This is a genomic window from Mucilaginibacter glaciei (genome assembly GCF_014773245.1).
Lineage (GTDB): Bacteria > Bacteroidota > Bacteroidia > Sphingobacteriales > Sphingobacteriaceae > Mucilaginibacter > Mucilaginibacter glaciei.
In genome coordinates, this window is record NZ_JACWMX010000003.1 from 338,830 (window position 1) to 363,577 (window position 24,748).

13 protein-coding genes are annotated in these 24,748 nt (G+C 44.0%); 8 read left to right on the forward strand and 5 right to left on the reverse strand.

The window, feature by feature from the left end; translation table 11 throughout:
* Positions 1–294 precede the first annotated feature (294 nt).
* Both IDJ76_RS09140 and IDJ76_RS09145 read left to right on the forward strand, forming a co-directional pair.
* Positions 295–1,539: an arsenic transporter gene (locus IDJ76_RS09140; RefSeq protein WP_191162996.1), complete on the forward strand. Its 1,245-nt coding sequence runs from the start codon at positions 295–297 to the stop codon at positions 1,537–1,539.
* A 203-nt stretch (positions 1,540–1,742) separates the two neighbouring features.
* Complete coding sequence (locus IDJ76_RS09145) at positions 1,743–3,074, forward strand: OmpA family protein (protein WP_191162997.1); 1,332 nt, start codon at positions 1,743–1,745, stop codon at positions 3,072–3,074.
* Positions 3,075–3,191: 117 nt separating this feature from the next.
* On the opposite strand, the gene IDJ76_RS09150 is transcribed toward IDJ76_RS09145, so the two are convergent.
* The 4 genes from IDJ76_RS09150 to IDJ76_RS09165 are packed head-to-tail and all read right to left on the reverse strand — an operon-like array spanning position 3,192 to position 9,990.
* On the reverse strand, positions 3,192–4,166 hold the full coding sequence (locus IDJ76_RS09150) for a metallophosphoesterase (RefSeq protein WP_191162998.1): 975 nt from the start codon (positions 4,164–4,166) through the stop codon (positions 3,192–3,194).
* Between the two features lie 59 nt (positions 4,167–4,225).
* The gene (locus IDJ76_RS09155) at positions 4,226–5,302 is read right to left on the reverse strand and encodes a phosphatidylinositol-specific phospholipase C1-like protein (protein WP_191162999.1); all 1,077 of its coding nucleotides are present in this window, start codon (positions 5,300–5,302) and stop codon (positions 4,226–4,228) included.
* A 56-nt stretch (positions 5,303–5,358) separates the two neighbouring features.
* Entirely contained in the window at positions 5,359–6,951 is a 1,593-nt protein-coding gene (locus tag IDJ76_RS09160) for a RagB/SusD family nutrient uptake outer membrane protein (protein WP_191163000.1), read from the reverse strand.
* Positions 6,952–6,972: 21 nt separating this feature from the next.
* A complete protein-coding gene (locus IDJ76_RS09165; protein WP_191163001.1) occupies positions 6,973–9,990 on the reverse strand; it encodes a SusC/RagA family TonB-linked outer membrane protein in 3,018 nt (1,005 codons plus the stop codon).
* Positions 9,991–10,290: 300 nt separating this feature from the next.
* On the opposite strand from IDJ76_RS09165, the gene IDJ76_RS09170 reads away from it, so the two are divergent.
* On the forward strand, positions 10,291–11,511 hold the full coding sequence (locus IDJ76_RS09170; protein ID WP_224746262.1) for a CehA/McbA family metallohydrolase: 1,221 nt from the start codon (positions 10,291–10,293) through the stop codon (positions 11,509–11,511).
* Positions 11,512–11,554: 43 nt separating this feature from the next.
* On the opposite strand, the gene IDJ76_RS09175 is transcribed toward IDJ76_RS09170, so the two are convergent.
* Positions 11,555–12,313, reverse strand: a complete 759-nt coding sequence (locus IDJ76_RS09175; RefSeq protein ID WP_224746263.1) for an SGNH/GDSL hydrolase family protein — start codon at positions 12,311–12,313, stop codon at positions 11,555–11,557.
* 139 nt (positions 12,314–12,452) lie between these two features.
* Here IDJ76_RS09175 and IDJ76_RS09180 point away from each other — a divergent pair, with 139 nt between their 5' ends.
* The 5 genes from IDJ76_RS09180 to IDJ76_RS09200 all read left to right on the forward strand — a co-directional run bounded on the left by IDJ76_RS09180 (position 12,453) and on the right by IDJ76_RS09200 (position 24,633).
* Positions 12,453–14,912, forward strand: a complete 2,460-nt coding sequence (locus IDJ76_RS09180) for a glycoside hydrolase family 95 protein (protein WP_191163002.1) — start codon at positions 12,453–12,455, stop codon at positions 14,910–14,912.
* A 260-nt stretch (positions 14,913–15,172) separates the two neighbouring features.
* Complete coding sequence (locus tag IDJ76_RS09185) at positions 15,173–16,774, forward strand: AGE family epimerase/isomerase (RefSeq protein ID WP_191163003.1); 1,602 nt, start codon at positions 15,173–15,175, stop codon at positions 16,772–16,774.
* A gap of 23 nt (positions 16,775–16,797) precedes the next feature.
* The gene (locus tag IDJ76_RS09190) at positions 16,798–19,302 is read left to right on the forward strand and encodes a glycoside hydrolase family 9 protein (protein WP_224746264.1); all 2,505 of its coding nucleotides are present in this window, start codon (positions 16,798–16,800) and stop codon (positions 19,300–19,302) included.
* 17 nt (positions 19,303–19,319) lie between these two features.
* The gene (locus IDJ76_RS09195; protein ID WP_191163004.1) at positions 19,320–20,312 is read left to right on the forward strand and encodes a glycosyl hydrolase; all 993 of its coding nucleotides are present in this window, start codon (positions 19,320–19,322) and stop codon (positions 20,310–20,312) included.
* A gap of 145 nt (positions 20,313–20,457) precedes the next feature.
* Positions 20,458–24,633, forward strand: coding sequence for a hybrid sensor histidine kinase/response regulator transcription factor (locus tag IDJ76_RS09200; protein WP_191163005.1), 4,176 nt, complete (start codon positions 20,458–20,460; stop codon positions 24,631–24,633).
* Positions 24,634–24,748 lie beyond the last annotated feature (115 nt).

The window sequence follows — 24,748 nt, forward strand, 5'->3', positions numbered from 1 at the left end:
TTATCCTTCCTTACAATTTGGTGCGGCTTTGACTTTGGTTTTTATGTATTATCGGCGTTGGCATTGATATCATTTATTGTTTTTTGGACGATGATGCCGGAAACTGTTTCTTGCGCCGATGGGAACCCGGGTGATGCAGATGTAAAATTAAATATTGCCTGATAGCACTAATATGAAAAATCTATTTCGACTTATTTATTGGATATGCGATACGCAAATAAATGTTGGCATAGAACGGAATATTTGGAACACAATTAAGGCCCAACAGAACCATTTTAAACCTTTACAATTATAATGACGAACATCTACATATGGCTTATTTCTTTTGTAGCCATTGCCGGGGTTATTATCCGCCCCTTTAAAATACCCGAAGTGATCTGGGCTGGTACGGGTGCGGTCATACTCTTACTATTTGGGCTGATCAGCTTTAACGATGGGCTCAGCGGCATTGCTAAGGGTACAGACGTTTATCTGTTTTTAACAGGCATGATGCTGCTGGCCGAAACCGCCCGCGAAGAAAAGCTTTTTGACTGGCTCGCAGCCCACGCAACCCGCATGGCTAAAGGCTCACCAAAGCGGTTATTCTTCCTGGTGTATCTGGTTGGTGTTATTGTAACTACCTTCCTGTCAAACGATGCAACAGCGGTGGTGCTTACCCCTGCGGTTGCAGCGGCGGTAAAGGCAGCAAAGGTTGATAAACCTTTACCTTACCTGTTCATTTGTGCCTTTATAGCCAACGCTGCATCATTTGTACTGCCTATATCCAATCCGGCTAACCTGGTTATTTATGGTAATCACATGCCTACCTTACTGGTCTGGATGTCGCATTATCTGATACCTTCCGTTGTATCCATAGTGGTTACTTACCTTATTTTATTTTTTACTCAGCGTAAAGATCTTAAGGAAAGTATTGAACCGGATATCATTATCCCGGAGCTGTCTGCAGAGGGCAAAACGGCCATGATCGGTATCGGCACAACAGCGGTTATTTTGCTTATATCGTCCGCATTTGATATTCAACTGGGATTACCCACTGCTGTAACAGGGGTGTTTACATCGGCAATTGTGATATTACGCGCCCGCAAAAACCCGTGGGCGGTGATCAAAGGCGTATCCTGGGCGGTGTTGCCACTCGTTGCAGGTTTGTTTGTGATAGTGGAAGGCTTAAATAAAACAGGCTTTACCGAGCAACTTACCGTGTTATTACAGCAAGGTGCAGCTTCGAGTGTAGGGTTTGCAACATGGGGCAGTGGGTTAATTACCGCATTTGCCTGTAACTTGATGAATAACCTGCCCGCAGGGCTTATTGCAGGTAATGTAATACAAGCCGGGCACGTGCCCGAAATTGTTAAAAGTGCAACGCTGATAGGGATAGACCTTGGGCCGAACCTGTCTATGACAGGTTCGCTTGCTACTATTTTATGGCTTGTAGCCTTACGCCGTGAAGGGCAGGAAGTAAGTGCATGGGCATTTTTGAAGCTGGGCGCGGTGGTGATGACTGTTACATTAATTTTTGTGATCGCATCGTTATGGATTTAACCGAGCTACTTGAAGCCCCAAATTGGCGAAAGATATATGTAAAATACATCTGTGTATTTAATTTAGGTCACATTTTCAAATATGCACGCAATTGTTTCTAAAGAGTAAATAATATTAACTAGCTGTTATTGAGGCAGTAACAAAATTTTTACAAACGTGGGCATGGTTAGTGTTTATTGGCGTGAAACAGTTTTAAAAACAATATGAACACAAATTTTATTAAAAAGGCGGTTTTAGCCGCTACGCTTATCGGCTCTTCAGCCGCTGTATTTGCACAAAGCACTTCGACAGATACTGTTGCACGTTTCGAGAAAAGAAGTTTCCGTACATGGTCAATCGGTTTAAACGGTGGTTTGCTTACCCCTTACACTATCTTCAATGGTGAAAACAACGGTGATTTCCGCAAACCACAAGAAAAATGGGGTTACGGTGGTTACATCAAAAAACAAATTTTACCAAGCTTTGGTATCCAGGCAGATTTCCTTGCCGGTAAAGTGCAAGGTATCCGCGCAAACTCATTACCTACCGGTAGCGTAGCTCAGGAAAACAGTGCATTCACATCACGTATCGACTGGTCGGCTTCATTAAGCGGCAACTTTACAGTTGCTAACTTAAGCTTAAACCACAAACGCAGTGCATTATCTCCTTACTTAACAGCTGGTGCGGGTTATATGTCATCAAGTGCAAACGTACGTAACGTACCTGCAGGTGCGAGTACAGATTATAACGAGAACTGGTTTATCCCGGTTGGGGCTGGTTTCAAGATCGGCCTATCACGTGTAGTTAATATCGACTTAGGTTATGCGGTTTACTTCATGAAAACCAACAACTTTGATGGTGTACGCAGTGGTGGCAACGATAAGTTCTCATACGCTCACGCAGGTATCGAAATTGCTTTAGGTAAGAAAAACTCATCTCAATTGCAAAATTTCAGCGCTATCGCAGCTATCCGCGAAGAAAGCGCTGCAGAAAGTGCAGACTTGAGAAAAATGTTGTTAATGGCTGAGCAAGCTCGTTTGAGAGACCAAGAGCAATACATGAAAGATTTAGGTGACGACGATATGGATGGCGTTGCTAACAAATTTGACAAATGTGCTGGTACGCCTACAGGTACCACGGTAGATGGTGCTGGTTGCCCTATCAAGGTTCCTGCCCCGGTTATCCGCGAGAAGGTGATTATTACGGAAGCTGACCGGAAGGTTGTTGGCGAAGCAATCAAAAATCTTGAATTTGAATTAGGTAAAGCTACCATCAAAGAAAGATCATACGAAACACTTAACCGTGTAGCCAGCTTATTGAAAGAGAAAAACTTTAGCTTGAAATTAGCAGGTCATACTGATAACACAGGTTCAATGGCTTTAAACTTAGCATTATCTAAAGACCGTGCTGAAGCAGTGAAAGCTTACTTAGTAGGTCAGGGTGCTAACGCTTCAACTATCGAAGCCACAGGTTACGGACCAAACCAACCAATTGCAACTAACAAAACAGCTGCAGGCCGTCAACAAAACAGACGTGTTGAGTTCTCTTTATTCTAAGATACTCCATATGAGTTATCCGATTTAAGCCGGATAATAAAGCGCCCCTTTTATAGGGGCGCTTTTGGTTCATAAGAATTTTAAAGATGCAACTGCGGTTATGATAAACCCGGATTGTTACTTCTTCAATTCCGTTTGATAAATTACCTTTCCGGTAGCATTGATAGCTTTTACGCTTATTTTACTATTGTTAATGGCAAAGTACATAAAGCCATGGTCTGATGCCTGGAAACGACTGTAAGGGATGCCCTCAGATACCGGCGTGAGTTCAGATCCCGCACCCGATATAAATTGGTGGGTGTATCCTTCCGGTTTTAAATGTTGCAGGGAGTGGTCATGGCCCGATAGATAGACGTCTATCTTATATTCTTCTAACACCGGGCCCAGTTTTTCCCTTATTGTTAAGGTATCGTAGTTTTTTATCCTTGGGCCAACAGTATAGTAAGGGTGGTGGCCTACAATTATTTTCCATTTTACATCCGCCGATGCATTTCTTAACTGTTCGTCAATCCATAGCATTTGCTGGTCAACCTGTGGTTTTTTATCAGGGTGAAGCATAGGGTCGGTATCTATCATCAGCATCAACAGCTTTTCATTCTTACTGCCCAATTTAAATTCTTTGGCGTAGTACAGCGCGGGCATACACCACCTGCGGCTCACCTTACTGTAACGCACCTGCACTTCGGGTTCAGATCCGTAATCATGATTTCCTAACACCGGGTACCAGTCGCACTGCAAGGAATGCGCGGTGTAAATGTTTTCGAATGAGTAATGCCAAAGCGGATCCATTTCGCTTACAACACCCCTCGGGTAAAAGTTATCACCTACCGATACTACAAAATCGTGCGGGTTGGTTGCCGCCCAGATACCCATTTGTTTAGCAACTTCTGTCTGGTCGTACTCCCCGTTACGCCCCCAATCACCAACGGCGATAAAATGCACGTTGTATTCGTCTTTTAAGGATGAGGCCGACAGGTCGGAGCTTTCTAAATGGGTGACAACATTGTTATCCGCCAGTGACATAAGCGGGGTTACCAACGATGCACCTAAAGTGGTGAGGGCCGTATTTTTGATGAAATTTCTGCGTTTCATAACTTTTGGTTATTAAAAAAGCCGGGATATTGTCCCGGCTTTAATTGATATAAATACAATTATTTCTCAGTTGAAAATAATGGGTTCATGCGAAAATAGCCCCCATCGGCAAAGCTGATTTTATAGTCGGACTTGAAATGGGTGCTCGGCTTATAATAATCTGTTGAAATGATTTGCGCACCCGACCGCATAGCAGCGTCGAAGCTGCTTTTATCGTTAGTCCTTGCTTCCTGCGTATCGCTATCGGCGCGTGTACGGATGATGTAGCCTTTTTTAACCAGGGCAGCAATTTGCGACAGTTGCTTAGTGGCTTCGTTCATTACATAAATAGCAGCCTCTGGCGTGCCGGGTTCTGCATTGATGAAAAGTACACGGGCCTTTAGTGAAGGGTGGCCTTTCACATATTCCAGGTTCTTTGGCGCTTGTTCATCTAATAAAAAAATAAATTTCCCCTTTGCCTGCTTTAAGGCAGGCCAGTTTTGATGCAAAACAGCTTGTTCCAAGGTTTTATATTTACCACGTACATTGTCCGGAGTTATCACATGGTCAAGGCCTAAATTATCGGCTATTTCTTTATCCAGCTTGTCGTAAATAGCAGGGGTAAATTTATCAGGAACAGTAAAGCCCGGCCTTTTCATTGCCTCATCTTTAGCATTCATAGTGATGTATATGGGGTTATGATCAGGGTGCGCGTCCGACCATTTTTTTAACTCCTGCAAACAAAGCGCAAAAGTAGGGCAATTGCTGCGAAAGTCGATGTCCTGGATATGGAAAACCTTAAACCCGGGTTTGGTCATTAACTTTTCTGTATCATAAGCTGGCTGTCCGGGTGCCCAGTCTAATCCTTTTGGATGGGCGTATTTACCGCCCGCTGTATCGGCGTAAACATCTATCTCCAGATCTAAAAGGCCCATGTCAAGCTGTTGGGTAATAGAACTGTGCTCATAGTCAATCTTAGTCATCGCCAAAGAATCTGACTTTTGCAATATCTTGAACAGTTTTGGATCTATAGCTTTTTTATAACTGTTGTGTGATCCTATCACCTGAACGTGGTTGATAGGCGCATTGTCGCCAGGGTCTGCCACGTTATAAGCAGGTAAAAACGCAACTAAAAGTAAACCAAAGATAGCTTTCATGATAGTAAGTTATAAAAACAGCCTGCTTTTTGGAGCCGGCTGTTTTATGTTGATTATTAATAACCCGGGTTTTGAACCAGGTTAGGGTTTGTTTTTAACTCGGTAGATGGGATAGGGTACAACCTTCTGGTTGGGTCAGTATTCATTTTCAGGACGTCGTTCGGCAGCGGGTATTCCGTTTCAAACTGCCCAAAGCGGATCAGGTCATTACGGCGCCATGCTTCCCATGAAAGTTCGCGCGCACGTTCGTCTAATAATCCCTGCAGGTCAACACTCGCAGCCAACTGCGCGCCTGAACGGGCACGTAATTTATTCACTAAACTAAGCGGTGTTTGTGCATCGCCGTTGATAGTAGTAGGCGTTGCGCCGCGTAATATTGCTTCTGCTTTCATTAAATATACGTCGGCTAATCTTAATACAGGTACGTCATTACCGTTTAAGCGGGTAGCCTGGATAATTTGCGGATCAGGGTAATATTTTAGTGAACGGACACCTTCAGACTGCGAAGCGATTGTATTACCTAAGTCCATTGGCTTGCCGGGTACCAATACCAATTGCGGGGTAATATTAATCTGTGTAGTGGTACTTGGATAGAAAACCGGCTGGCTCGTAAAACCACCATTACCATCAGGATAAAACTGCGGGCCGGCTAACCATGTTTTTGTACGGAAATCATTAGGGATGTTAAAACGGTTGTAAAATTCAGGAGTAGTGCTCATGGCAATACTTAAACCTACGTTAAAACCGTATGCGTTAACCAGGTAGTAAAAGAAACCAAAGCGTGTAAATTGGTTACCCGGAATTTGCTGATCGTAAGGGATAGCAAAGATAGTTTCATTGATTTGAGGGCCGTTATTAGGCAGAAAGATATCGCGGTACTTAGCATCTAACGTGTAGTTAGTGTTTTTTTGTACGCTGTCTGCCATAGTAACCACATCCTGATTGCGGGCTGTACCGTTATAAACTGGCGCATTCAAATACATTTTAGCAAGTAGCGCAAAAGCCATTCCTTTGGTTGGGCGGCCGTATTGCAAAATGTTAGTCGCTAACGTATTGGTTTTTGCAGGTAATAGGGGCAACACAGCTTTCAATTCGCTTTCGATAAAGTCGAAAACTTTTGCCCTTTTTTCTGTGGCCGGTGGGGTATTTACCGGGAAGGTGGTAATGATTGGCACATTCCCGTAAGTATCCATCATGAAAAAATAGTACAAGGCGCGCATCGCCCGTATTTCTGCCGTGTAAGCAGTCTTAACAGATGCCGGTGAATTGGCAGCGTCAATTACGGTTAACAAACGGTTACACGTGTTGATACCACTAAAGCCCCATTGCCAAATACCCGTAACATTAGGGTGATCAAAAGTCCAGGTGTGGTAATGTAGCTGGCGGTACTGTCCACCGTCATCAAAGTTACCGTCACGTGCCGGGATTATCGCTTCGTCGGTAGATAGCTCCTGCATTCTCCAGTAGTTAACCGCAAAGTTTGAAGATAGGTTGGAGTACATGGTACCCGTAAGGGCATTATAATCTGCTGCTGTATTTGGAAAGTTAGATTTTACGTACTGCGACTCTACCGGTACATCTAACTTGGTGCAGGAACTAACAGTAGCAATTGCTACACATCCCGCTATGAATGAATATATCGTTTTCATGCTTATATCTTTTGTTGTTAATTAAAATGACGCGTTTAAACCGAATAAGAATGTACGTGTCTTTGGATAAAAGTTATTGTTATCAATGCCTGGTGTTAAACCGCCAATATTGATCTCCGGATCGATACCCTTATATTTGGTGATCACGAAAAGGTTATTAGCTGATGTATACAAACGGATAGATTTGATAGCAGGAATGTTTGGCTTAATGGTGTAACCTAAAGTAGCGTTATCCAAACGCAGATACGCACCGCTTTCCAGGAAGCGATCCGAGATCAGATAAGCGTTGATGTCCTTATAAGATTCGCCTAACGTAAATCTTGGTATGTTTTGCAGCCTTGCATCAGCAGGGTTGTTTAGGTTAGCCAGGGTAGCATTCAGGATCTTATTACCGGTTACACCGCGGATAAGAAAGTTGAAATCAAAATTCTTGTAGTAAAAGGTGTTTGTCCAGCCGTATATAAATTTAGGCTGTGCGCTGCCTGCAACCTTTTGGTCGGTAGTAAGTGGTTGCGTTGCTATGGTATTACCTGCTGCGTTTTGATAGGTGCTTACGCCATTGGCATTTTTGCCTACATAATGCCAAAGGTAAAAGGTACCTAATGCCTGGCCAGGCTGTACTATCTGGCTAAAATTGCCCGATTGGCCTTTACCACCTAACTGTGCTGTATAAAATGATGGCAGGTTAAATTGGCCGTTAGAAAGGCTTTCAACAACGTTTTTATTATGTGATACGTTGAAAGATGTTTTCCATGTGAACGAATTTGATTTAACTGCAGTAGCGCTTATTACCACCTCGATACCCTTGTTGCTTATCTTACCGGCGTTTGCTGTAATGGTGCTGGTAAAGTATTGAGTTAACGAAACCGGGTATTGATCATAGATTAGGTCAGATGTTTTCTTGATGTAGTAATCTACCGAACCGGTGATACGGTTTTGGAATAATCCGAAATCTAAACCAATATTGGTTGTTGCTGTAGTTTCCCATTTCAAGTCAGGGTTTTCATTACGAACGGCACCAATGGCATTGGTGATATTTCCATTAGAAAGGAATTTACTGCTGGTTCCGTTAACTGTCTGTGTACCGTAGATCAGGATAGAAGAGAAGGCATCAAAACCCACGCTGTTACCAGATTTACCATAGCCTGCCCTTAATTTCAAATCGCTGAATGCGGGTAAGCTTTTCATGAAATCCTCATTGATAATTCTCCATCCAACTGATGCTGCCGGGAAAAGGCCATAGCGGTGGTTAGCACCGAATGCTGATGAACCATCGTCACGTAACGATGCCTGAACCAGGTATTTGTCGTCAAACTGGTATTGGGCACGGCCATAATATGATATTAACCTAAGGGTTGATATCGGCGCGTTATCAAATGCAATTTGAGATATTGAAGCCGGGTTAGATAAAAACAGGTTGTTATAGGTTAAGTTATCATTACTGAAATTTTGTGTTTGCACACCAAAACCATCATTGGTTTTATTTTGCTGGTAAGAATAACCTGCCAATAATTTTAAAGAGTGGCGACCAAATTCTTTATCGTAATTAAAGTACGATTCTAAAATGTTATTGGTATTTAAAACCGATGTACGGCGTGCAACACCATTTAAGTTTACCGCTAAGCCAGACTGGCTGTTAAGATAGCTGTTATAATTATACTGATCGCGCTGTTGCGAGCCGCTGATAGTAAACTTTAAACCGCTTAATATGTCAACCTGTACAATACCATTGATCAAGGTTTTATTATCGTTACTTTTTATAGTGTTGTTATTAAGTAATGATAATGGGTTAAGCGGCCCGCTGCCTGTACGGGTGAAATTTTCCTTATAAGTTCCATCAGCGTTAAAAGGGCCTACTGTTGGTAAATAGAATAGCATTGCAGGCAACACGTTATTTTGGAAAATATCGTTGCTGTTAGAGTTGCTGTTGGTGATGTTAAGGTTTAATCTTAAGCGGTTCTCGAAAAAGCGCTGGTTAACATAACCTCTGTAAATAGTACGCTCTAATGAAGTGCGGTTGAGTACACCGTTGTTTTTAAAGTAGTTGACGCTTGCGCCATATTCTGCATTGTTACCTGCACCGTTATAGCTAAGGTTATGATTTTGAGCGTAAGCCTTTCTTTCAACCATGTTTTGCCAGTTGGTGTTAGATCCGTCATCATCAAGTGGTTTTGCTAACGGCGCAACGCCATTATCTGAAAGGTATTTACGCAGTTCATCGCCGGTTAGCATATCTATTTTTTTAGATACCTCCTGCATGGTTGCATAAGCGCTGTAAGTTAAATGGTTTTGGCCAGCTTTGGCTTTTTTGGTAGTAATGATAATAACACCGTTTGCTGCACGCGAGCCGTAAATTGCGGTTGATGATGCATCTTTCAACACATCTATGCTTTCTATATCTGAAGGTGCCAACACGTCAATTGATGCCCCGGGCACTCCGTCTATTACGTAAAAAGGCTCTTGTGCACCGCCTGTTGTACGAATTGTTGACGGGCCCCTTAACACCACTGATGGTGCCTGGTTAGGATCGCCGCTTTTGGTAATGTTTAAGCCAGCTACTTTACCCTGTAATAATTCTGCAGGAGTAGTGGTAGCACCTACGTTAAACTCTTCGGCCTTTAACGTGGTGATGGCACCGGTTACATCCTTTTTGCTTGATGTACCATAACCAATCACCACAACATCCTTTAATTGTTTGGCATCCGGTAAAAGGTTGGCATTAATGGTATTGCTGGTGCCAATGTTAACATCCTTTTGCAAATAGCCTACCGATGTAAACCTGATAACAGTGCTGTTAGGGTTTACATTTAAAGTATAGTTACCCTTTGCATCGGTCATCACACCGATATTGCTGCCTACCACAACAACCGAAACACCGGGAAGGGCTTCGCGTTTCTCGTCGGTAACGGTTCCTTTGATAGTTCTGCCGGTTTGTGATACAGCCGGCGATACGCTGAAAATGATCGCACAGATCAGCAAAATAAATTGCCTGGAGTGATAAGTGCCAACATTAAGAAAACGCTGGTAAATTTGTTTCATAAATAATTTGATTAAGTTTTGGGGTTGTGAGCTATAATTTTTTTTGCAAAGTAACGGTAGCTTTGTTACGATAATGTCAACTGAATATTAGCTTATCTATGATTTTATTAATACCGTTTATTTGCGGGTTTTAATGTATTATTTTTTGTTAACTATTTCTTAACATTGAAATTTTGAAAGAAATTTTTTTGGGGCAATAAGCAGGGTGCTGCATCTTAAATTAACATTTAGCTAAAGCTTTATTTATATGTAATCCTTACCATTGTCGGCAATTTGCAACAGCCTTTTATCGCTTTCATTATGATGTTTTCTACAATCACCCCGTTTAAGTTTATCAACTTTATTATAATATTCGGCGGTTTATTTATCGTACCTGAAAAAGGCACGGCCCAAGCCATACACGTTAATCCATGGACGGCCAAAAAAATGGCAGTAATCCCGCCAGCTGCCAGCCTTACAGATGGTGTTTGGTTAAAAGGTGAATTGCATGTGCACTCCCGCCACAGCAAAGAGTCGTCTAATAACCCTATCTCAAAGATCATTGCCTTTTCAAAATCTGTTAGGATGGATTACCTATGTATAACCGATCATGATAACCACGTAGACGGAGATGTTGCTCACAATACCTGGACCGACCCGGAATTTAAATCAGATTCTGTTTTATTGCTTTACGGGGCCGAGTGGACAACCACCCGCGGGCATGGTAACGTTTTCTCGGCAAAACCTTATGATCATCAGCAATTATTTGATGTAAGGGACCAGCGCGACACAACCATTGGGCGGGTAAAGAATAAGCTGGGGATTCACCTGTCGGCTAATCATCCGAGCGGGAAAGATAACTTTGGTTATTCGTATGACCTGGTACAATCCATCGAAGTTTGGAATTCTGTATTGTGGGCAAAAAATGCCAATGCGATCATGATCTGGGATGATATGCTGTCGTCTGGCAGGAAGCTGACTGGCAGGGGCGGCAGCGATGCGCACCACGGCGTTCCGGATAGCCCTGATAAAACGACCACCAACAGCAGCCAGGCCAAAGTAAATTATGTAGGTACGCCAACTACCTGGGTGTTTGCAAAAGCGCGCACTTTGCAGGCCGTTATTGATGCGCTAACCAATGGCAGGGTCGCTATCAGTTCCAACCCGTTTGCACCACGGATAGAATTTTATGCCGATATAAATGCGGACGGGAAAATGGACTTGATGATGGGCGATAATGCGAAGGCAACCGGCAAGCCGGTAAAATTCCGGGTAAAGCTGGCCGCAAAGCAATTCCCTGATGGTGAATACACCATCACCGTTATTAAAAACGGCAGCAAGTTCAATTCATATACAGTTACCGGAAAAACACCGGTGGCAGAGTTTACAGATACCCCGGCAGAAACAGGGCGCACTTATTACCGGGTGACGGTGGAAGGGCCCCAAACGCCATATCCCCAATTATCGGGATGGGCGGCTATAAGCGGTAACATGGTAGGCCTATCCAACCCTATTTACTTTAATTTCGACCCCAACTTTTAAGTCGAAGGCTATGCGATTAGCCATTATTTGATTTTTAATTGGCCTAACCCAATTTGATGTGCTTGTTAACCTCCTTTATCCAATGGCGCGCCATTAATTCGTGGCCGGCGGGCATGGGGTGTATACCATCCCATATCCAATAATCGGCGGGGGCTTTTGTAAGTGCCTGGTTAAATTGCTCCTGGAAATCTATAAATATCGCCCCAAATTCTTCTGCTAACTTCTTGGCGATAAGCTGCCTTTTGGTAACTTCTGCCTGCCATAAATCAAAGTTTTTGCTTACGTGCGCACCTGGCAAGATAAACGGTGCACAAATTACGAATTGTACATTTGAGAGTTGTTCTTTTGTTTGCTTAATCAAGGCATGATATCCGGCCTCATAATTGCCGGCATCATAGGAAGCATCGCCGGCCAAAAATTGCGTAATATCGTTTAAACCTATCAGGATGCTCAAAATATTTGGTTTCAGGTCGATGGTGTCCTTTTGCCACCTCTCGGTAAGGTCGGTCACCCTATTACCGCTAATACCCCTGTTTAAAAAATGAAAATGCTTTTCAGGGTGGTCAAACCACAGGCGGCTGGCTATCAAATAGGCATATCCGTGGCCCATCACATGGTTCCAGTCGTTATCGCGGGTGCGGTTGCCATCGGTAATCGAATCTCCCTGGAAAAGGATCACAGCATCGTTGCCAATTTGGGTCAGCTGGTCAATTTCTTGTGCGGATATAAGGTTAGGCAAAGCGGTAGCCATACTTAACAGTGCCCCCTTTTTTAAAAATAGCCTGCGGGATGGATTTGACATTTTGTTGCTTTAAAACTTTAAAAAGAATTTTTTTTGGATTGCCACCACTAAGATAGTAGATTTATAATTGTAGTTTTAACAGTTCTAAAATACCGTTAACCAATTCAATTTTACAGCGGGCATCCAAACCCTAACCTATATGAAAAAGATAATTCTTTGCCTTACTGTATTGATCCCGTTTGCGGCTTTGAGCCAGCAGCCCTTAAAGTTGTGGTACAAGCAACCCGCAAAACGGTGGACACAAGCCTTGCCAATAGGTAACGGACGGATAGGAGCCATGATATTTGGCGGCACCAGTAATGAATTGATCCAGCTTAACGAAAGTTCATTATGGTCCGGCAACCCTGTTTCGCCTTCAATGAACCCCAATGCATATCAATATCTGGCAAAGGTCAGGGAAGCCGTTGCCGGCGGAGATTACAAAAAGGCTGCAGAATTGAGTAAAAATATGCAGGGGAATTACTCGCAAAGTTACCTGCCGCTGGGCGATCTTAAAATAAAACAGGATTTTGGCAGCAGCAAAGTATCTGCCTATTACCGCGACCTGGACATCAGCAACGCCATCGCCACCACTAAATTCAAAGTGAAGGGGGTAATGTACACACGGCAGTTGTTTACATCGGCAGCAGACCAGGTAATGGTAATGCGCATAACCGCCGACAAGCCCAAAAGTATCAGCCTGAAATTGTCAACCAATTCGCAGCTTAAATACACCACAAGTGTGATGGATAATAATGTGCTGGCAATGAGGGGCGAAGCACCGGCCAAGGCTTATCCCGTTTACCTTAACAAAAAAAATGCTTTAGAATATAATGATGCGGCAGCACCATGCCGGGGGATGCGCTTTATACTGCTCACCAAAGCCATTCAAAAAGGTGGTAGCGTATCTGTTGATACTACGGGCACCACTATAAAAAACGCTACTGAAGTGTTAGTGCTTCTCTCGACAGCTACCAGTTTTAACGGATATGACAAATGCCCCTCGACAGATGGAAAGGACGAAGTAAAGATCAGCCGTGTGTACCTGAAGGCGGCTTCGAACAAAACCTATCAGCAGCTGCTCAATAATCACCTGGCCGATTATCACCATTACTTTAACCGGGTGGGGCTTAAACTAACTGCCCAGAAACAAGATACAACCACATTGCCGACGGACGCGCGCTTACTATCGTACACCACCGGTAAGGAAGACCCCGCTTTTGAGGCGCTGTTTTTTCAGTTTGGCCGGTACTTGCTTATTTCCAGCTCGCGGCCCGGGGGCACAACGGCAAATTTACAAGGTATCTGGAACGATAGCGTGAGCCCGCCCTGGAGTTCTAACTACACCACTAACATTAACGTGCAAATGAACTATTGGCCCGCTGAGACCACTAACCTGTCTGAATTGCACCAGCCGCTCTTGAATTTGATTGACGAACTGGCCGTTAACGGTAAAAATACAGCTAAAGAATTTTACCATTTAGATGGTTGGGTGGTGCATCACAATAGCGATATATGGGCAATGAGCAACCCGGTAGGCGAAGGGAGTGGCGACCCGATGTGGGCCAATTGGGCGATGGGAGGCGACTGGCTTTCCCGCCATGAGTGGGACCATTACTTATTTACCGGCGATAAGCAATTCCTGAAACAAAAGGCTTATCCATTAATGAAAGGCGCGGTTGCGTTTACCCTGGGGTGGATGATAAAAGATAAGGACGGATACTGGATCACTTCGCCGTCGGGATCTCCCGAGAACGCCTTTATCGACGAAAAGGGTGTACAGGGCACCATTGCCGCGGCCAGTACAATGGATATGTCCATTATCCGTGACCTGTTTGACCATTTTATAAAGGCGTCAGAAATATTAGGCGAGGATAAAGCCCTGCGTGATACAGTGGTTAGCAGGATGGCGAGGTTATATCCGTTTAAAATTGGAAAAAAAGGTGGTATTGTAGAATGGTATAAGGATTGGGACGAGACAGATGTACACCACCGCCACGTTTCGCATTTATATGGATTATACCCGGGCGAACAAATCTCGCCTATATCAACGCCGGCACTGGCCACGGCTGCCAAAAAAACACTGGAGATGCGCGGCGATGAAGGCACAGGCTGGAGCAAGGCATGGAAGATAAACTTTTGGGCGCGGCTCTTAGATGGTAACCATGCACACAAACTGGTGCGCGACCTGCTGCATTTAACCGGCGAAGAAGGTACAGCCTATGCAGGCGGCGGCGGCACTTATGCCAATTTGTTTGACGCCCACCCGCCGTTTCAGATAGATGGGAATTTTGGCGCGGCCGCTGGTATTGCCGAAATGTTGCTACAAAGCCAGGCAGGGGATCTTTATTTGCTACCCGCTTTACCTGATGTTTGGAAAGACGGTGAAGTAACGGGTTTAAAGGCAAGGGGCAATTTCGAGATATCGGTTAACTGGAAGGCGCACCAGCTATCATCGGCAACAGTAAAATCAATAAAGGGCGGGATTTGTAGGGTGCGCAGTAATTCGCCGATCAAACTTGCCGGCAGCACTGCGAGCTCAAAAAAGGATGGAGAAAGTTACCTGCTTTCGTTTGATACTCAAGGCGGCAAAACCTACCAATTTGTAGCTGCTCCATAAATAATAATTAATTAAAATTTTTAAGTGCTTCTGCAGGCTTATCCTGCAGGGGCACTTTTTGTTTCATCCTGTTACTTTACACCGCTGCTCATTACCGTTTATAGTACTGTTAACATTTGTGCTATAGATATTAACATCCGTGTAACAGCCTGCAACCCGCCGTTTAATATTTTTACCAAACTGTTATAAACCAATACAGCCCAATTTTCAGTACATATACAATTTACCGGTTAGCAATCAGCCGCAATGACTATACACCTATGACCAAAACTTTTTACCCTGTACTTTTTCTCATCCTGTTGCACATCGGCTTTTTATTAAGTCCGGCTACGGCGGGGGCGCAAAGCCGTCAAAAGGTAGCTTCAGAAATGAAGCTATCCATGACGGGTAAGTTGCTAAAACAATGGTACCCGCGGTCGATAGATAGCGCAAATGGAGGCTTCATCAGCTCATTTAGTTACGATTTTAAGCCCGTGGGTAACCAGGATAAAATGATTGTTACCCAGGCGCGTCATGTTTGGAGCAATGCCAAGGCTGCCCAACTATTCCCATCTGTGAAATATTACGCGGCAGGAGCAAAGCAGGGTTACCTGTTTATGAAGAACTTACTGTGGGATAAAAAATACGGTGGTTTTTACACCTACACCAACGCTAAGGGAGAGGATAAGGCCAGTAGCTTCTCGCCGAAAGAAACCTATGGCAATTCGTTTGCACTATATGCTTTGGCTGCATATTATCAGCAATCGGGTGATACAAGTGCGTTGAACCTTGCTAAGCGGGAGTTTCTGTGGCTGGAACGGCATAGCCACGACCCTATCTACAAGGGCTATTACCAGCATATGGAACGCGACGGCACACCCATCAAAAGGCCTACAGGTATCAGCCCGCGTGCCGAACTGGGGTATAAGGATCAGAATACCTCTATCCATTTGTTAGAAGCCTTTACAGAATTATACCAGGTTTGGCCCGACGAGTTGTTGAAGACGCGGTTACGTGAAATGCTTACCCTGCTTACCGATACCATCATCACACCAAAAGGTTACCTGCAATTATTTTTCCAACCCGACTGGACACCGGTGTCACTGAGTGATTCGTCGGAAACAGCGGTGATGAAGTATAAAAGTATCGATCATGTGTCTTTCGGGCACGATGTAGAGACCGCTTACCTGATGTTAGAGGCAGCGCATGTGGCCGGTATTAAAGACAATACAGCCATTTTAAAATTGGGTAAAAAGATGGTAGATCATGCATTGGATAACGGCTGGGATAACAACGTTGGCGGCTTTTATGACGAGGGCTTTTATTACAAGAACAAACAGGGCATTACCATACTGGCCGATACCAAAAACTGGTGGGCACAAGCAGAGGGTTTGAACACATTACTTATTATGGATCATTATTACCCTCAAGATCCGCATCAATACTACGCCAAGTTTACGCAGTTATGGAATTATGTACAAACCTATCTGATAGATCAGGAGCATGGCGACTGGTACCAGGGTGGTATAGATAAACAGCCACAAATGAAAACCGCGCTCAAAGGTCAGATCTGGAAGGGTACTTATCATACGCTAAGGGCTTTTATTAATTGCATTAACCAGTTAACGCCTGACACAACATCGCCAACGCAACCTGCCTTTTTAAGGATGATCACTAACAACGGGAAAACAAGTCTAAACTGGCGCAAAGCAACTGACAACAAACAACTGCTGGGCTACAATATTTACAAAGGCGATAAAAGGATTGCATTTACGCCATTAACAAATATGGAGTTACCCGATGAATTAAAAGGTAATAATAATCTTTCAATAAACGCGGTCGACTTGCAAGGGAATGAGTCGGCGCGGGTAAGGTCTAAATAATTATCAAAAAAAGCGTTTAAGATATGTATAAAAATAAAGTGGTATTTGTAGTTGCTTTTTTAGCTCTGAGTATTGCAGTTGATATAGCTAAGGCGCAAAATAAAAAAGCACCAAATGAAATGGTGCTTAACAGTCAGGAATATCTTCAATACCAGGGTGTCAATGTAATGCTTGCCCATGATTTTTATCCCGAAGGGCATCAGGGCGGCGTAGGCATTATCCAAAACGGGCAACGCGTGGCAACCAATGGCGATCTGCGGTTAGAGCCAACGCCGGGCCAGTGGTCGCCTATCCCCAAAGTAGGAAAAAGGGTGGTCGATAAAGCCAAAAGTGAGGTAAGTGTACGGATGGAATACCCTAATCCCGAGATCAACCGGAAAGGCTTTAACCCCATCATTTACCCCGACCTGAACTTTGCTTACAACATTAGGGTATTGCCTGTTGGTAAAGGGTTTAAGATTATCATAGATCTGGATAAACCCCTGCCCGATGATTGGATTAGCCGTGTTGGTTTTAATATCGAGTTGTTCCCAGGCATCCTCTATGGCAAATCGTATTACATGGATAAGCAGTTTGGTATTTTTACACCCCAGGCTAATGGGCAGATGTTTAAAAGTGCCTATGGCGAAAACGAAGTAACCCCGCTTGCTACCGGTAAGAAATTAACCATAGCGCCAGAGGCAGACGGCCAGCGCATGATTATAGAGAATTTAAAGGATGGTAACCTGCAGCTACTAGATGGCAGGGCCAAACACAACAACGGGTGGTATGTGGTACGCTCGCTTATCGCAAAGGGTGCTACCAAAAACGCTATCGAGTGGATGGTAACGCCGCATGCTATTGAGGGTTGGCTATCATCGCCGGTGGTGCAGGTGTCGCAGGTTGGCTATCATCCTGCACAGCAAAAAGTGGCGGTTATAGAGCTCGACCGTAACGATACAAGGCGTCTGCCTGTGTCTCTGATGCGCGTTGCTGAAAACGGCGGGCTGGAAACAGCGATCAAAACAGCACCAACCGAATGGGGCGATTTTTTGCGATATCATTATCTGCGGCTTGATTTTACTAAGGTAACTAAGCCCGGTATGTATGTTGTTAAGTACGGCACTTACCAAACCGCGCCGTTCCAGATCAATAAAGATGTTTTTAAAAATGATGTTTGGCAACCCACGTTGGAGTATTTTATGCCCGCGCAAATGTGCCACATGCGCATTAATGATAAATACCGGGTGTGGCACGGCCTATGCCATATGGATGATGCCCGCATGGCTCCGATTGACTCTAATCATTTTGACGGTTATCTGCAGGGGCACAGTACGCTTACCAAGTTTAAACCCGGCGATAATGTGCCTTTTTTAAACCGGGGCGCCTGGCATGATGCCGGCGACTTTGACCTGAGGGTAGAGTCGCAGGCCGAAACGGTACATGGGTTAACACTGGCGTATGAGCAGTTTGATATTAAATACGATAACACCACTATTGACCAGCAGAACCATCTGGTAGAGATCCAGCAACCCGACGGCAAGCCTGATCTGTTACAGCAGATAGAGCATGGCCTACTTTCTATCACGGGCGGTTACCAGGCAATGGGCAGGTTTTATCGCGGGGTTATCGAGCCCAGCATCAGGCAATACGTGTTGCTTGGCGATGCAGCTAACATTACCGATAACAGGCCTTACATCACCAAAGCAAATAACGTCGACCCGATAACCAACCTGCCCGCCCCGGCCGATGACCGTTGGGTATTTACAGAAGATAATCCGGCGCGCAGTCTTCAAACAGCAGCTGCCTTAGCCGCGGCCAGCCGCGTAATGAAGGGTTATAACGACACGCTGGCAGTGCAATGTTTACAAATTGCCAAAAAAGTATGGCAGGATAACAAGAGTTTTAACCCGATGCGCAGGGTCGCCCTCGCTACAGAACTCCTAATTAACACAAGAGATAAAGAGTATGCCGATTTTTTGGTGAGCAACGCACCGGGCATAGCCGCCGGTATAGAAGGCAACGGTTGGCTGGTTAGCCGCACTATGGGCCTTGTTAATGATGCTAATTACAAAGCTACTATCACTGCTGCTGTAAAGAAGCTTTACCTAAAGATACAACAGCAGGGCAACAAAACACCTTACGGCGTGCCTTATGAGCCCAGCATTTGGGGAGCGGGGTGGGGGATTCAAAACTTTGGCTACAAACAGTACTTTTTATACACCAACTTCCCGGATATTTTTACGGATGATTATATGCTGCATGCCATTAACTTTGTGCTGGGCTGCCATCCGGGGTCAAACACTGCATCCTTTGCATCGGGTGTGGGTGCTAAATCAATGACCACTGCTTACGGCTTTAACCGTGCCGACCTCTCCTATATCCCAGGTGGGATAACGTCGGGAACGGCTTTGATCCGCCCGGATTTTCCGGAACTATTGAACTGGCCCTACCTATGGCAGCAGGGCGAATATGTATTGGGCGGCGGTACGTCAGATTACCTTTTCTTGATCATGGCTGCCGACCACGTGCTTAACAAAACTAAATAACCCTTAAATATTCCATTATGAAAAGATATTTATTTTCTGTTGCGTTACTTGCTACATTAAACAGCTACGCCCAACAACAATTTTCGCCGATTAATCCAAATACCAGTGCAGAAGCCAGGCAGCTTTTGTCGTACATCTACGGCATCAAAGGCAAGCAGATCATCTCCGGTCAGCATAGTTACCCTTACAAACCTGACCGGCATATCGATAGCGTAAAGGCAATTACCGGTAAAGAACCCGCCCTTTGGGGCAATGATTTTATCTGGAGCGGCACACAGGATAAAGGGCAGGATATTGTAAATGAAGCTATCAAAAAATATAAGGCCGGCAACATCATTTGCCTGATGTGGCACCAGGGCAGGCCAATAGACAACCCGCCTTACGGGTGGAAGGAAAGCGTACAGGCCAAACTTACCGATGCGCAATGGAATGAATTGGTCACCCCAAACACCGAATTGAATAAACGCTGGCTGAAACAGATAGACCAGGTAGCCTTATGGCTGAAGCAATTGCAGGATGCAAAAGTGCCGGTTTTGTGGCGGCCGTATCACGAAATGAACGGCGTTTGGTTTTGGTGGGGCAACAAACCAGGAAAGAACGGTGTGGCCAAATTATGGCAAATGATGTATGACCGTTACACTAATTATCACAAGTTAAACAACCTGATATGGGTATGGGGTGCAAACGGCCCACGCGACTTGCCCGAAGATGAAGCTTTTGCCTATAAAGATTTTTATCCCGGTGCTAAATATGTAGATATTTTAGGCACTGATATTTACAACGCTGATTACGAGCAAAAGGATTATAATGAACTGTTAGCGTTGGCAAAAGGTAAACCGATAGCATTAACCGAGGTAGGCGAACTGCCAAAACCCGTGATATTGAAATACCAGCCCGAGTGGGTTTGGTTTATGGTTTGGGGCGATTGGTTATGGACCCACAACGACCGTAGCCTGGTAAAAGACATCTATTCAAGACCGGAGACAATTAATCTGGGTGATAAAAAATAATCGATCATTGATTAGAAAATAAATAACAGTACTGTTGCACAGTGCTGTTTTTTATTTTCTAATTATTACTGTTGTATCTACATTTATTTGATACCTTTAATCAGCAGTTAAACGACCCCGCGACTAACTGCTACCAATTATAGCTATGCGTTTTAAGATCCTATATTTTTACATATGGTTACTTGCCGTGCCTTCGGTTTTATATGCGCAAAATAACAGCTACCAATTTTCTCATTTAGATATCACCAACGGCCTTTCTGATAACCAGGTTAACTGTATTTACAAAGACGAAAAGGGTTTTATGTGGTTTGGTACCACATCTGGCTTAAATCGGTATGACGGCCGTAAGTTTAAAGTGTTTAAGCGTGATGTTAAGAATCCAAATTCATTAGCCGAAAACCACGTGATGCAAATTGAGGAAGGCCCCGGTAAAAAACTTTGGACCTTTACCCATAGCGGCATCAGTATTTATGACCCAGCCATAGAGCGTTTTTCTAACAACATCGCTGCAGAACTTGCCCGGTTCAAGATTCCTGATAATCCCATAATCGGCATAGTTAAGGATAAGCAGGGCGATTTTTGGTTTTCGACAAATAAAAGAGGCCTTTACCGGTATAACCAGGCTATTGCAAATACGCAGTTTTATAGTGCCGCATCGTCATCGCCGGCGGTACTGCATTCCAATCATATTTTAAACATCGTAGCGGGCCGGCGCGGCCAAATCTGGCTGATATACAGCGACGGGGTAATTGATCAGTTAGATACCAAAACCAATAAAATTTTAAAACGGTTTGATGGACTGTCTAAAGCTTTGGAAATGAAGCCTCGCAGCCTTACTATGATCATGGACAATCAAAACAACCTTTGGGTATGTTCTGACGCGGGTACAATTGGCGTTTATAGTTACAATACAAAAACAGAGAAATTACAGCATTACAGTAAAGATACACCGAACGGTAAGCTTAATTCTAATGTGATAACCAGTATCATACAGGCAGATGATAACAAGATATGGGTAGGATCTGACCATGGCGGTATAAACGTAATAGACCCGGCCACCCGTAAAGTTTCGTACATCCTGAGTAAAGCCGACGATCCAAAATCCTTAAGCGGTAACAGCCTTTATTTATATAAGGATAATACGGGAACCGTTTGGGCAGGTACTTTTAAACAGGGTGTAAACTACTACCACAAGGGCATTATGCAATTCCCTCTGTACAAGCACTTTACTACTAACCCCAAAAGCCTGCCTTTTGAAGATATCAATAGTTTTGAGGAAGATGATAGGCAGAATTTATGGATCGGGACAAATGGTAACGGGCTTGTTTACTTTGACCGGGCGGCTAATAGTTATAAGCAATTTAAACACGATCCGTCAAACCCTAATAGCCTGGCTAATGATATTATAGTGAGGCTTTATATTGATAAGCAAAAAAAGCTTTGGATAGGCACCTACTTTGGCGGTTTGGATTGTTACGACGGCACCACGTTTACGCACTACCGGCATAATAAAAAAGATCCGGCAAGCTTAACCGACGACCGGGTGTATACAATGATAGAAGACGAGAACGGCGAACTTTGGGTGGGCACTTTTGCGGGGGGATTAAACGTGTTCGACCCTAAGACAAAGTCGTTCAGGCATCCTAAATATGCCTCTTACTCAGATTACACTGCCATTATTTTTCTGGACAGGCATAACAATAAGTGGATAGGGAGGGACCGCGGCGTTGATTTGATAACGAACGGATCGGATACGGTTAAACATTATCTATCCGAACCGAAAAATAATAACACGCTTGTTGGCAATGATGTAAATACTATTACTGAAGACAGGCGAGGATTGATGTGGATTGGTACCAAAGATGGTTTAAGTATCTTGAATACGAAAACCAACGGCTTCCTGAATATTGAAGAAGGTGTTAACCTGCCCGCCAACAATGTATCCAATATTATTGAAGATAACTCGGGCCGGATGTGGGTAAGCACAACTAACGGGCTTGCCAGCATCATGCTTACCGAAGTAGACGGTAAATATAAGGTACAGATAAACAACTATAACGAGCTGGATGGCCTTCAGGGCCGTGCGTTTAATCTGTACGCAGCAAAGAAATTAAAAAGCGGCGAACTTGTTTTTGGCGGTATCCATGGTTTTAACTTATTTGACCCTAAAATCTCTAATACCTTTAAACCAAAGCCTAACCTGATTTTTACAGATCTGCGCCTTTTTAACAGATCTGTTGCTGCGGGCGATACGGTTAATGGTAGGGTGGTGTTAACCAAAGCCCTATCAGAAACAAAAGAGATCACGTTAAGTCATAGTCAAAATGTTTTTGATATTGAATTTGCCGCTTGCGACTATTTTAACCCCGATAAAATTAAATTTGAGTATAAGCTTGAGGGATTTGATAGAAACTGGATAACAGTTAATGATGATAACCGTAAGGCCACGTATACCAATCTTGATGGCGGGGATTATGTTTTCAAAGTAAGGCAGCAAGGCTCAAGCGACATATCCGACGGCACCATATCACTTGATATAAAGGTTTTGCCGCCGTTCTTCAAATCAAACCTGGCGTATGCCAGCTACTTGATATTATTGTTAGGCGGCCTGTTTTATCTCCGCCATCGTGGTATAAATAAATTGAAACGCGAATTTGAGGCAACACAAAACAGTATTGAAGCAGAACGTAACATAGCGCAGGAACGCGAAGAAGCCCGCCGGATGCACCAGCTGGACCTGATGAAGATCAAGTTCTTCACCAATGTGAGCCATGAGTTCCGAACACCCCTTTCATTGATATTATCGCCTATAGATAAGTTGATTAAAACAGCAGAGAACGCCGATCAGCAAAACCAGTTATCTACTATCAAAAGAAACGGTAAGCGTTTACTGAACCTGGTTAACCAACTGCTCGATTTCAGAAAAATGGAATACAACGAGCTCAAGCTTTCATTAAAGCAGGGTGATATCGTGAAATTCATTAAAGAAGTATCATCATCATTTACAGATGTTGCGCAGCAAAAACGAATACAGTTCTTAATTGAAAGTGAGGTACTCTCTTATATTACCCACTTTGATCATGATAAACTGGAAAGGATCTTGTTCAATTTGCTGTCTAACGCATTTAAGTTTACCCCATCAGGCGGGCATATTAGCGTTCTGGTCAGTTTATCTGCCGACAAAAGCACCGCTCAAAACCTGCTCGAGATAAAGGTGATAGATACCGGTATCGGCATCCCGTTAGAAAACCAGGCCAAAGTGTTTGAGCGGTTTTTTCAGAATGATATGCCCGAAAACCTGTTGAACCAGGGTAGCGGCATCGGGCTTTCTATAACCCGGGAGTTTGTGAAAATGCAGGGCGGCACCATCACGTTAGAGAGTGAACCCAATTATGGGAGCTGCTTTATTGTTGCGCTGCCGGTAAGCCCACAAACCGACCTTTCCGGCGTTGATCTTATTGAAGACATTGAACCGGAAGAACTATTGCCGGTTGTGGCTAAAGTAGTTGAAGGTAACAAGTCGGCAGGTAAAAAAGCCACCATACTTTTGGTTGAGGATAATGATGACCTGCGGTTTTATTTGAAAGACAACCTGAAGAATAGCTTTCACATTATAGAAGCGGCAAACGGCAGGGAGGGTTGGCAAAAGGCGCTTGCTATGCATCCAAAGCTCATCGTAAGCGATATCAGTATGCCCGAAATGAACGGAATTGATCTTTGTAAAAAAATAAAGGCCGACAGCCGTACCGCGCAGATCCCGGTTATACTGCTTACCGCGTTAACTACCGATGAAGATCAGTTAGCCGGGTTGGAAAGCGGTGCTAACGATTACATCCTTAAGCCTTTTAACTTTGAGATCTTACTGTCTAAGATTCACAACTCCTTACAAATGCAGCAAACCTTAAAATCAACCTATCAGAATCAGGTGGAGGTAAAGGCGCAAGATATCCACGTGGTATCTGAGAATGATAAGTTCCTGAAAAATGCCTTTGAATGCATCGAGGTCAATATCACAAATGTTAATTTCTCGGTAGAAGAGTTGAGCAGGCAGCTTAACCTGAGCCGGGTGTCGTTGTATAAAAAGCTATTGACCCTAACCGGCAAAACCCCGGTTGATTGTATCCGTACCATACGTTTGAAACGCGCCGTGCAGTTATTAGAAAAGAGCCAGCTAAGTATTGCAAACGTAGCTTATGAAGTGGGCTTTAATAACCCTACCTATTTCTCCAAAGTATTTAAAGAAGAGTACGGCCTGCTGCCGTCAGAATATATTCAGGAATACCAGAAAAACCTGAAGGAGCAATTAGAGGGTGTGAGCTAACGCCGTTTATTCTACAACCTATAAATCTATCAAAGGCGCGGTATCCACCGCCGTTTATGCTTTGCAAGGTCATTTTCAAGCTAATTAATATTCAATTATAATCGGGCTGCTATTA